Here is a 12,760-nt window from a genome sequence, read left to right on the forward strand (position 1 = left end):
GAAATGGGAAGATAAGGGATTTTAGCATATGTAAGCATGAATTTAGCGGGCATAACCATTAGGATTTGATTGTTGCCAGTTCCATGCATCCTTTATCATTTCCGTTAGGTTCCTCTTAGCTTTCCAATCTAATTCTTTGAGCGCGAGTTCAGTACTTGCCCAGCACTCCGCGATATCACCAGCCCGACGCGCCGTTATTTCATAGGGGATTTTTTTGCCCGAAATGCGTTCAAATTCACTCACCATCTGAAGTACTGAATATCCTACACCTGACCCCAGATTATAAACTTTGTACCCAGCAGTCAGCCGATTAAGTGCACAAACATGCCCATCAGCAAGATCCATAACATGAATATAATCACGTACGCCTGACCCATCGTTAGTCGGATAGTCATTACCATATACGGCTAATTTTGGCAGTTTACCAACCGCAACTTGAGTAATAAACGGCAACAGATTGTTTGGCTTTCCATTTGGATCCTCGCCAATCAAACCTGAAGGATGGGCGCCAACAGGATTAAAATAACGCAATGCTCTTATCGCAAACTCGGGGTGAGCAAAAGAGAAATCCTTCAATATCTGTTCAACCATGACTTTCGATGAACCATATGGATTGGTCGTGCCTCCAATACGCGCATCCTCGGTCAGTGGGATAAACTCAGGATCACCGTATACTGTGGCTGATGAGCTGAATATCAGCTTCGTTACACCTGCAATTAACATTTCTTCAAGTAGGGTGATAGAACCTGTAACGTTATTTTGATAATATTCTATAGGTTTAATCACTGACTCACCTACCGACTTTAGGCCAGCAAAGTGAATAACAGAATCAATACTGTGCTCTAAGAATATTTTTCTTAGGCAACTTTTGTCTAATACATCACCTTGGTAAAATGTAGCCGAGCAGCCAGCAATTTCGGAAACACGTAATAATGACTCAGCAGAAGCGTTAGATAAATTGTCTAATACAACAATATCTTCCCCTTGCTCCAATAATACTAATACCGTATGCGAGCCAATATAACCTGCACCACCAGTAACTAAAACAGTCATAATCTACCTTTAAAATGTAATGATTTAGAGTTTCATATTACGGCCCAAATATTATCTCTCTGCACTTATCTTTAACATTCTTTATATCGAATTTACTCTTTTGCATCTGTGCAGATTTGTAAAAGAAGTCATAATTTGAAAATATGGTATTGAGAGCACTTTCTAGGTTTTCTGTCGTGTTATTTATCAGAATACCATTTTGGTCGACTATTTCAGCACAACCCCCCACATTACTTATGATGATAGGTAGACTAGCACTGACCGCCTCAATCGCAGCCATTGGCAAACCTTCACTTTCAGATGTTAGCACAAACACATCATAGTCATTAAACCTGTTAAATCCTTTAATTTCCCCATAGAAATGAATGTTTTTATAACTGCTATATTCTTTCTCAAGTTCTTTATAATACTCACCATCTCCAACCATATCGAGATTAAAATGAGGATTAACGGCAGCAACTTTCAACATCAAATCAGGTCGTTTAGGATAAGCAAGTCGACATACATAAATTATTTTATTTTTACACGGCCGATCAGAACGTTCAATCAATGGTGTTATAGCATTAAGCTGGACCGCAATCTTTTCAGGTTTAATACCAATAATATTAACCGCCTTATCAGCATCACTTTGAGACACACACCAAATCACATCAGTAATATTTGAAAGCAGTTTTTCAATATAACAAAATATAAACTTTAACACATTGCCATTGTATATACATGACCAGCCATGTGAAACATACACGCCGCGAAAACGTAAAAATAAACGAGCCAGACGACTGTAAAGACCTGCATTAGCTGAACTTGAAACCACTACATCAATTTTATTATCCTTGAGCACCTTATATAAACAATAAATAGCTTTAATACTGGCCATTTTTCTAATCTCAGGGATGATAATAATTTTATCGCAAACTATAGCTTCTGTTAACCAGCCTGGTTCAGAGGTTATCAATATTATATTACAATCATCCTTAAGTAATTTAACTTGTTCTAAAACCCAACCTTGCGCACCACCAATTATTGATTTAGTGATTACGAATGCAATGTTTTTCATATTTTTTCCATAAGCGATAAAAACACCAACCTATTTATAAATGCCCCTAACCCCATTAATTAACATTAATAGACATGTTTTTTTTGTGATAGCTATTTTGCCAAGCCAAATCACAAATACCATCTGTTGGTTGAAAACCAACAGGAGCCTCTAATAATAAAGAGCGAATATATTCATAATCAAAGTCATTACAAGCACTTTCAATTGTACTGAGCAATACATTTAGTTTATCCCATTCAAGCATCACCTCAATAGCAGTCATAATTCGGGGATGATAGGTATTTTGTACCGACTCTCCAATCAATAGCTCTTCGTATAATTTTTCACCTGGGCGCAAACCTGAAATTTCTATCGCAATATCACCATCAGGGTTTTCATCACTCTTAACTGAAAGCCCAGAAAGGTTGACCATGCGCTTAGCCAAGTCGATAATCTTAACAGGATCTCCCATATCTAATACAAACACATCGCCTCCTTGCCCCATTGCCCCAGCTTGAATAACCAGTTGTGCCGCTTCGGGGATAGTCATAAAGTAGCGGATAATATCTTTATGGGTGAGCGTGATTGGCCCCCCTTCAGCGATTTGTTTCTTAAATAGCGGAACAACAGAACCTGAGGAACCTAGAACATTGCCAAAACGTACCATGCAGAATTTTGTATGACATTGCTCATTAGATAATGCCTGCAATACAAGTTCAGCCATTCTCTTGGTGGCCCCCATGGTATTGGTTGGCCGCACCGCTTTATCAGTCGATATCAAAACAAACTTTTCGACTCCCGACTTAATGGCTGCCTTTGCACAAAATAGAGTGCCAAATATGTTATTTCTCACACCTTCAATAACATTATTCTCAACCAGTGGAACATGCTTATAAGCGGCAGCATGGTAGACAGTATTCACTTGAAAGTTAGTCATTACTTGCACTAGTCTACTTTCATTTTGAACTGAACCGAGTAATGCGACAAATTCCGAATCAATTTTATGGCTCCTGCATATTGCCGCTATATCATTTTCAATAGAATAAAGAGAGAATTCAGAGACATCAAAAAGAACCAATAATTGTGGTTTTTCAATAATTATTTGGCGACATAATTCAGAGCCAATTGAACCGCCAGCACCGGTTACCATAACGACCTTGCCAGTGATATTTTTGGCTAATAACTTTTCATCAGGTACAACTGGATCACGCCCCAATAATTCCTCAATTGAGACTTTCTTTAAACTGCTGATTTGTGCTCGGCCTTCAACTAAGTCCGACATACCAGGGATAGATAAGACTTCACAAGAAAGATTTTCTAGCTTACCAACCACAGCTTTACGCTGGCTTTGGCTAACACTTGGCATTGCAAGTAAGACTTTTTTAATACCGTAACGACCTATCAAATACTCAAGTTTCTCTGAAGGATAAACAGTAAATCCATGAATAACTGCTTTGTGTAACTTAGGATTATCATCAACAAACGCAATAGGAAAATATTCGCTAGCTTGCATTAAAGCAGGCAACAATTGCCGACCAGAAGCACCTGCGCCATAAATAACAACAGGAATTTGTCCTCTAACACCATAGTTCAGTAACATGCGGAAGAACAACCGAGAACCACAAATAAGGACTAACGAGAATACAAAGAACATGACTGATACTGTTCTTGGCAAGTAGACACCTAAGAAGTAGGAACCAAAAACAAGTAAACCCGTAGAAAGTATTACACCGACGAACACGGTAGTGACAATTTTCGCACTGACATAGCGAAGTACAGTACGGTACAACCCGAGTCGGATAAAGACTAAAAGCGTTGGCGGTATAATTACGGCCAATGCAGCCCATTGTTCAGTGCTGCTAAATGGACTATCAACATCCAGGCGAACCCAAAAAGCGCCCCAATATGCTAACCCGATGAGAGTAGCATCTAATAACAACATAATAATTCTTTTAACAGTTCTTGGTAAAGATAATAGAAATACGAGAAACATATAATACCTAATCCCAAGCCAGAAAACGCAATTCAAACTAATGACTATTTAAGAAAATTTAGTCAGAATTAAAATAAAACGCAACTGACTTAATTGTTTTTCACACCCGCATCAAGCTTATAATCCAAATATATAATTGGAGCATAGGCAATAATCAAAGCAACCATTGGATTAATGGTATTTAGTCCGACGAGCAATGCAATAGGGAATAACCAAACAATATTTATAACGATAGCAGATAATGTAACTGGTAAATGTCTTTTAAATCTTCTGGATGCAATCTGGTAACCATGACTTCGATGAGCTTCATAAACTTTAAAACCACCCAAAATTCTACGAATGAGAGTCCATGTTGCATCGACAATAAATAGACCCAACAGGATCAACCAACAGAAGAAAAATTTTGATTCTATCCAACCGGCACTTATCGCTAGAGAGCCTATGATTAATCCCAGAAAACCACTACCTGCGTCTCCCATAAATATTTTTGCAGGAGGGAAATTCCATAATAAAAACCCTAAGACAGTCACCGCCAGCAACCAAAGAACCAGATAGTTATCTAAGCCAACTTTATCACCACTAATTATATAGATCACGATCGCACCGAGACTGACCATTACGGCTTGAGCACTCGCCAAACCATCAATACCATCCATGAAATTATAGAGATTAAGCATCCATACCAAAAATAGCAGGCCCAAAATGTTACCGACAATACCCAAATAGATTATTGTCCCAAAAATAGTTAATGGCGGGAAACCGCCTAGACAAAACAATAAAAATGCTGCTGAAGAAAAATGTGCCATGAGACGCCAACGAGCAGCAATATGCCCGTGGTCATCCCAAAATCCGACTATAGCAATTACCCCACCAGAGACAATTAACCCGACTGTCGTAAGAGTCGTTAAATAACCTTGAAAATAAAAAATCGCTAAGCCGATTAAAAAAATTATAACAATAGCAACACCACCACCTCTTGGCGTTGGAATTACATGTGAACTACGTGAGTTAGGAGTATCAATAATATTATTTTTAAAGGCGTAAATTCGTAATAAATACGTTAGTACAAATGACACAATCAGAAAAAAAAGTAGTAATAACATTACAGTTGGCATATACCCCCCCCAGAAAAACCGCATAGACGTGATAATTAAAACAATAAACACTGATATTTTTTAGTTTCCTTACAAAAAAATAAATTAAACTCTTATTTTCTGCAAGAAGTATATATAGATATCCAGTGGTCAACTATTTTATCAATAGAATTTGTTTTTACGATACGCGCTCTAACTTTTTCGCCTAACGATACTTTATCGTCATCAGATAAATTTATCATTTTATATATAGCATTAGACAAAGCGTCAGGATCTTTAACTGGGACAACAGCGCCACATTCACCTAAAGCCTCCTTAATACCACCAGAGTCTGTAGCAACAATTAACTTTTTACATGCCATCGCTTCAGTAATAACCAGCGGAAACCCTTCCCATTCGGAAGACAACACGAAAATATCGGTAGCACACATTAGTTGCTGGATGTCATCCCTGCGTCCAAGAAAGGTAACGTACTGCTCAATAGCAAGTTCACTGGCCATGTTTTTAAGATAACTATCAAGATGACCCGTTCCCACAATGAATAGTCGTGGAATAATTTTATAGCTATAATTTTTGAGAAGTAAAGAGTATGCATTCAGTAAGTTTGGATAATCTTTTGCTTCCATTAACCTTCCAACACTCAATAGCATTGGTGTCTCATCTGATATAGCTAACTCAGCTCTTTTCGTCTGTCTATCACTTACCGAAAAATCAAATTGAGAGGTATCAATTCCATTTGTTACCACAATCATTCTATTGGCAGTAGAAGCCCGTTTGCTAACAAAAGAATCAACAGCATCCTGGCTAACATTAGTGGATAGCGAAGCGAGACGGTCAGTATATCTATACGCTAACATTCTCAGCATACTACCTTCATTAGTATTATGCGCAGTACATATTAAAACTGGAATTTTGGTGAATAGTCGAAGTATCCGGGAGAATATGTTGGCATGAAACATATGACTATGAATGACATCAGGTTTAAATTTCTTTATTATTTGTCTAGCTTTGAAGAATCCATTACATAGATTAAAAATGCTCTTATCTAAATTTAACTCTCTCAGGTGGATACCCTGTTCAGGCCTTACCACCGTCTCACCTGTCAGCGATATGATCATGACATTATGGCCAGCCGAAAGCATCTTATTCGCGAGCAAGACCGTCTGTTTTTCAGCCCCCCCCATACCTAACCCTGTAATAATGTATAATAAATTCACTGGTATCTTCTTATCCAATTGGAGTTAAATTCTAAACTCTATTTTCACTCATTAACATTTCGATCAAGTTTTTCCATTTATTTCCGATCGTAGACTCTATTCTATACTGTTCTGCATTCTCTAATGATTTAATTGACATGGTTTCTCTTAATTCTTCATTATTAATCAGTATGAGAAGTTTTTTTACGAATTTATCACTATCATCAAAGGGTATAATAAATCCATCCTCATGGTCAGTGATGAGTTCTGAAGGGCCAGTATCGCAATCATAAGCTATTATCGGTAGTCCACTTGCTTTAGCTTCAAGCAAAACCATAGGGAATCCTTCGAACCGAGAAGTCATTACATAGATATTAGACTGATTATATAACTCTCTCACATAAGGAGTAGTGGGTAGTAACTCTATATTCTTAAGATTTAATCTCTTTATTTTATCTAATAAAAATTGCTTATCCTCACCATCACCTGCGATTATAAGTTTCCAGTCACGATTTTCCTCTTGTACTTTAGCCCAAATATCGATTAAGAGATCAAAACCCTTCAGGTAAGTAAATCGTCCTAGAGCCAAAACATTTTTTGATTTTTTTTTAATTAGTTTATCTTTTACATCAAAGGGCAATGGATTAGGTATCGATATTATTCTTTCTGGATATTTATTTTCTTCTAGCCAATACTGGCGATCTTTTTCTGTTAGCGTGACTACTGCGTCAGCATATTTGGCTGCTACTTTCCTGGCTAGTTTTCGTGACTTTATATTTAGATCATTTTTATAATTAAAATGTTCCCACGAGATATGTTTTGTTTTGGTTCCTAATAAAGCTGTAGTACTAAATAATGCTAACATTGTATCAACATCAATCAAAACATCGATTGATTCATCTATTAAGATACGGCGTAATCTAAAAACGACAGACAAATAAGCAAGTGAGAAGCGTTTTTTTTTATCAAAAAGTGATACGATTTTTATTCTTTCATCTGCATGAAAAAAAGGCGAAGCATTACCACTTAAACTGATAATAATAACCCGATAGCCATCTTTAACCAGATAGTTAGCAAGAGCTAAACTGACTCTCTCAGTACCACCGGTGAGACTAATATCGCCACCAAAGAAAGCAATTACTTTCATGAAATCCCTTGTTGTGACTTAATTTTACGAATTATTACACCAGGCAGTGTAACAATTTTAAGTAAGAGTGAATTTTTTTCTTCAATTACATACTTCTCATCCATCATAGCGATAGCCTGATTAATACGTATGATAGTTTTTATAAAATCCAATGGCCTATATAACCATACAACCTTTGGAGTATTACCCAGTAATGCCTTACGCGAGATATAATGGCCTATTGCATGCTTTTTTATTGAGGACTGACTGAGCCGGTTCGTTTTCTCATCATCAAAAAAGATGCGAACTGGAATTGAACTATAAAAAAATGAATACTCTTTAGATATCGTACTATAAAACCAAATTTCAGGAATAAAATTAATTCCTGGCTTAACTGGATAATAATATTTTTGTAAGTACTCTGTTTTAAACAAATCAATTCTCTCACCACGGATACCTGAACGAAACTCATCTAACCATGAGCTTTTCTTATCTTCATTGGATAAGTAATAATTATTAGGTTTCATTGTTTCTGAGCTAACAGACAAAGCTCTTATACCAATAATGTCTTTATCATCCAGTACTTTTGTTATTGAAAGTAATTTGCTTATTGAACCACTAATAAGAGCATCATCGGAATCCAACCCGATAAAATACTCACCACTCGCATTCTCTACCGCCTTATTCCAAGCAGCTTGCTTCCCACTATTATCTTGATAGATATACCTTATTTTTATTCTATTTTCATTTTGAAAATTATTTACAACATCAATTGTGTTATCTATCGAACCATCATCAATTATTAACCACTCAATATCATTTCTATTTTGCTCTAATATGGAAAGATAGCAGCGCTTTAGCACTTTAGCTCTATTAAAAGTAGGAGTAAATATAGTAACAGTAACCATACTATTTTTTCACCTCATTTTTAACAGCCGAAACCAATCGATAAAACATTATATCGCTAAATATATAATATAAAATAGACTTTATGTTACCTGAAGAAATAATTGGCCTTAATGATATTATTTCGAAAGATTTCCTATAACTCCTCAGTGCTGTTTTTTTATCAATATGGTATATTCTGGCACATTTAGATATATGAGATACAAATACACTTGCGATAATCGCAGTCCAATATCTACTATGATATTTTATATACTGATCTTTAAATCTTAACAGCCCGACCTCGCTATCATCAAGATCTGAAACATTCAGGTTTTTAGTAATACTATTTGGATTTTGTCTATATTTAACAATGTAATCCTTACTTTCATAGATGGATTCACATTTACTAATTAAAATAGGAAAAATCAATTGATCTTCAAATCTACGTCCAACATCAAAAATTATATTGTCAAAGATATTTTTATTAAAAACACACCGCCAGAGATAAAACATTTCACTATTGGCTATACCAATCTTAACTGATTCTAGATTACTTTTAGTGAATTCATTCTTATTTATTAAATCGAATTTATTTTCTTTACCTTCAGTTAATTCAATGTAGTTAAATAATATACAATCAGGTGCATTTTTTATAATTATTTTTTTGATACTAGAATATATTTTATCGCACCAGATATCATCAGCATCGACAAAGACTATATAATCTCCTGTGGCGATCTCTACACCTTTATTTCGCACTACGGATACACCTGAATTATCTTGTGACAAATATTTAAAGTCATATATTTTACTATATTTACTGATTATATCAGCAGAGTTATCAGTTGAACCATCATTGATAATGATAACTTCAAGCATGTTATCCCATTGTGAAAATACAGAAATTAGGCATGACTCAAGATACTTACCAGCATTATAGACAGGTATAATCAACGAAAGTATTTTTTTATTATCCATGTTTGTTTCTCGAAAGTATTTCAAATAAGAGATTTTTTCTCTTAAGAATAATAATCAAACATATAAATGATAAAGCCTCAATAGTAATAATTGAAATAATACCGCCCCAAGCTCCATATTTAGAGGCAAGATATGCACAAAGAGGGATATGAATTACTGCCGAAATCATTGGTAAAATCGTATAAGATTTCTTATACCCATGAGGTAATAAAATGTAGTTAGCTAGTACAGTCGATTGTATAACCAGAATATAAACAGGAGAAAATAAAATTAAAAGTGTTGATACCTCCGAATATTCAGAGCCAAACATTATTTTAGTAATCAATTTAGAGAAAACTATGACACAAATTGTTATAGCAATGCACAAGCCACCCTGCCAATAGAAAATCTTTCTGATTAAAGAGTAGGCCTCTTCTTTTTTATTAACCAATAACGAATTTATTCTGGGGTAAAATGCATTTCCTAGAACTAAAAATACACCTAAAATAGCCCCTTTAACTCTATCAGCTGCCGTAAATATACTGACTTCATAAACATTACTGAATATACCAATTATAATTGTCGTACTCATGGTATAAAGACTAATAGATAATGTTGCAAAAAATATCGGGAAAGAATCTTTTAATGTATGCGCTATCTTTAGACTAGAGAAGTTAACTACTCTTACAAGTTTTTTCCGATATATATATATTATTGCTATGATACCAGCCAATAAATTCATTGACGATTGAATTATTACTGCATATTTTATATCCGCATCACTGTGAACAAAAATAAAAAATAAAGGTAGCATTGATAGCTTTGCTACTATCATTAAATTTGTCACAACAGATAGTTTTTCTATGCCTTGGAAAAACCACGCAGGCATTAACGTGGTACCAATTAACATTAATACAGTATAAATCAACTCACTTTGGATAACAGCATGCGTACTTGTAATCGTAAGTAAAATAATTATAAGAATTGAAATGACGCATAATATTGATTTGGAATAAAGTGTTTCAAAAAAAACTTTAGATATATATTCTGGATTATCTTGATGTTCAGCAATTTTCTTCGAGGCCGATAAATTAAATCCAAAATCTATTAAAATAACAAAATACTGTGCTAAAGAAAGAGTAAGGCTATAGATACCGAAACCTTCCACGCCCAAAACTCGAGTTAAATATGGCAATGTAAGGAGTGGAATAATATAGTTACTGCCTTGTAATAGAAGTAAAGAAAATATATTTCTTCGTAAAACTGACATTTTCATTTCCAGTTATTGGATTAGACTATATTGTTCATGATTGCTAAAGATACTCAATTATTTTTATCTCTCATAATACAGAGTATATCTCTCAAAAATATATAAATTCAAATCGTGAAAAATAAAATCACGCTACCGCCCTTGGCTTAACAGCTACCAATGCACTACTCTAAAACTTCAGTCTTTTGCTCAACTTAAAAATCAAATAAAAACAAACAGTTAAGTCACATACTTACATACCTGTTGTTTATAAAAGCCTAATTCTCATACATCTAAACAGGCATTACAAGAGAAAGGAGTAGGTAAATATGTAATCACATATCATTAATATACCAATCGATACATAAAAATTACGAATTAAGAGATAGTTGAGCAATTTCTTGTTTTATCAACTGTTCTAAAAGGTCTATATGCCCCTCATCGTCGTTCAACGCAGGAATATATTCAAATTTCTCGCCACCGGCGTGCATGAAAATCTCCCGGTTCTGCTCCTTGATCTCCTCCAGTGTTTCAAGACAATCAGCAGAGAAACCAGGGCAGATCAGCTGAATATGCTTAATACCTTGGGCGGGGAGACTTTTTAATGTCTCGTCGGTATAAGGCGTCAACCAAGGTTCACGACCAAAGCGAGACTGATATGTCATCATGATATTTTCGGCTGGCAACACCAATTTGCCACGTAACGCGCGGCTAGTATCTTCACAACGTTGTGGATAATCATCCCCCAGTTGAGCATAGCGCTTAGGAATACCATGGAAGGAAAGTATTAGTCTGTCAGGTTTGCCATGCTGCGCAAAAGCACGTTCAACACTTTGCTGTAATGCCGAAATATAGGTGGGATGTTCGGCATAATCACGGATAAAAGAAACCGATGGTAACCGACGATATCCTTTCAGAATACGGGCAACAGCGTCCCACACAGCGGCACTGGTCGAACAGGAATATTGCGGATAAAGCGGCAAAACCACCAGCTTAGTCACACCTTGGGCTAATAACTTATCGATAGCATCTGGCAGATTTGGTGAGCCATAACTCATACCTAACTCAACCGGGATCTCTGGCATACGTGCCGCCAATGCTTTCCGTTGCCGCCGACTATAGACCAATAACGGTGACCCTTCGTCCATCCAGACTGATTGGTATAATTTAGCCACGCGAGGAGATCGAATAGGCAAAATGACACCGCGTAACAGAGGCCACCACAGCCACGGGGAAGTATCAACCACCCGGCGGTCACTCAGGAACTCAGTCAGATAGCGTTTTACTGCTTGCGGTGTTGGGGCGTCCGGTGTCCCCAAGTTGACCATTAATACGCCGAGCTTACTTTGCATGATGCAAAATCCTTGTGGGGGATATTACGCTTATTATTCGAGCTTACGAATAAGTCTTCAACGAGATCCGTAAAACGAGAAAGGCGACCTTAGGCCGCCTTAGCTATCTTACCATCCAGAATTAACCGAGAATAGTCGCCAGTTCTGCACTGACTTCTGCTACTTTACGGGTTCCGTCCAGCTTAAAATATTGCGTATTGCCTGCATCAGCTTCTTTACGATAGTAAGAAACGAGTGGTGCGGTTTGTTGATGATATTCGATCAGACGTTTGCGAACAGTGGCTTCCTGATCGTCTTTACGAATAGTAAGTTCATCACCTGTCACATCATCTTTATCTTCAACTTTAGGTGGGTTGAATTTAATGTGGTAAACACGGCCTGAAGCAGCATGTACTCGACGCCCGACGATGCGTTCAACAATCAACTCGTCTGGTACAGCAAACTCCAGCACATAATCAACCTTGATACCGGCTTCTTTCATGGCATCAGCCTGAGGAATAGTACGTGGGAACCCGTCTAACAGGAAACCATCACGGCAATCGTCCTGGGTGATACGCTCTTTAACCAATGCGATAACCAGCTCATCAGTAACCAGTTTGCCGGCATCCATTATTTCTTTCGCTTTCAGACCTAACTCAGAACCTGCTTTTACAGCGGCGCGCAACATATCACCAGTAGAGATTTGCGGAATACCGTATTTCTCCATGATGAATTGAGCCTGAGTACCCTTACCAGCGCCCGGAGCGCCCAGCAGAATGATACGCATTGCGTAAATCCCCTTGCTATGTAGTTTTTCTATGTGTTTTTACTTAGAGC

11 protein-coding genes are annotated in these 12,760 nt (G+C 36.6%); all 11 read right to left on the bottom strand.

What is annotated here, in order from left to right; genetic code table 11:
* Positions 1-42: 42 nt before the first annotated feature.
* The gene (galE, locus tag A6J66_011015; GenBank protein PNM24664.1) at positions 43-1,053 is read right to left on the bottom strand and encodes a UDP-glucose 4-epimerase GalE; all 1,011 of its coding nucleotides are present in this window, start codon (positions 1,051-1,053) and stop codon (positions 43-45) included.
* A gap of 37 nt (positions 1,054-1,090) precedes the next feature.
* Positions 1,091-2,110 carry a glycosyl transferase gene (locus A6J66_011020; GenBank protein PNM24665.1) on the bottom strand — a complete coding sequence of 340 codons (1,020 nt, stop codon included), beginning with the start codon at positions 2,108-2,110 and terminating at the stop codon, positions 1,091-1,093.
* 55 nt (positions 2,111-2,165) lie between these two features.
* Positions 2,166-4,031, bottom strand: a complete 1,866-nt coding sequence (locus tag A6J66_011025) for a polysaccharide biosynthesis protein (protein PNM24666.1) — start codon at positions 4,029-4,031, stop codon at positions 2,166-2,168.
* A gap of 140 nt (positions 4,032-4,171) precedes the next feature.
* Entirely contained in the window at positions 4,172-5,197 is a 1,026-nt protein-coding gene (locus tag A6J66_011030; protein ID PNM24667.1) for a glycosyl transferase, read from the bottom strand.
* 92 nt (positions 5,198-5,289) lie between these two features.
* Entirely contained in the window at positions 5,290-6,393 is a 1,104-nt protein-coding gene (locus A6J66_011035; GenBank protein PNM24668.1) for a glycosyltransferase, read from the bottom strand.
* Between the two features lie 31 nt (positions 6,394-6,424).
* Complete coding sequence (locus A6J66_011040; protein ID PNM24669.1) at positions 6,425-7,519, bottom strand: glycosyltransferase family 4 protein; 1,095 nt, start codon at positions 7,517-7,519, stop codon at positions 6,425-6,427.
* Positions 7,516-8,406, bottom strand: a complete 891-nt coding sequence (locus A6J66_011045; GenBank protein PNM24670.1) for a glycosyltransferase family 2 protein — start codon at positions 8,404-8,406, stop codon at positions 7,516-7,518. Before A6J66_011045 ends, A6J66_011040 begins: the two co-directional genes overlap by 4 nt.
* Before the next feature lies 1 nt (position 8,407).
* Positions 8,408-9,364, bottom strand: a complete 957-nt coding sequence (locus A6J66_011050) for a hypothetical protein (protein PNM24671.1) — start codon at positions 9,362-9,364, stop codon at positions 8,408-8,410.
* Positions 9,357-10,613, bottom strand: coding sequence for a flippase (locus A6J66_011055; protein ID PNM24672.1), 1,257 nt, complete (start codon positions 10,611-10,613; stop codon positions 9,357-9,359). Before A6J66_011055 ends, A6J66_011050 begins: the two co-directional genes overlap by 8 nt.
* A gap of 350 nt (positions 10,614-10,963) precedes the next feature.
* A complete protein-coding gene (locus tag A6J66_011060; protein ID PNM24673.1) occupies positions 10,964-11,947 on the bottom strand; it encodes a ferrochelatase in 984 nt (327 codons plus the stop codon).
* Positions 11,948-12,065: 118 nt separating this feature from the next.
* Complete coding sequence (locus tag A6J66_011065; protein ID PNM24674.1) at positions 12,066-12,710, bottom strand: adenylate kinase; 645 nt, start codon at positions 12,708-12,710, stop codon at positions 12,066-12,068.
* Between the last annotated feature and the right edge of the window lie 50 nt (positions 12,711-12,760).

This window comes from Yersinia enterocolitica, assembly GCA_002082245.2.
Lineage (GTDB): Bacteria > Pseudomonadota > Gammaproteobacteria > Enterobacterales > Enterobacteriaceae > Yersinia > Yersinia enterocolitica_E.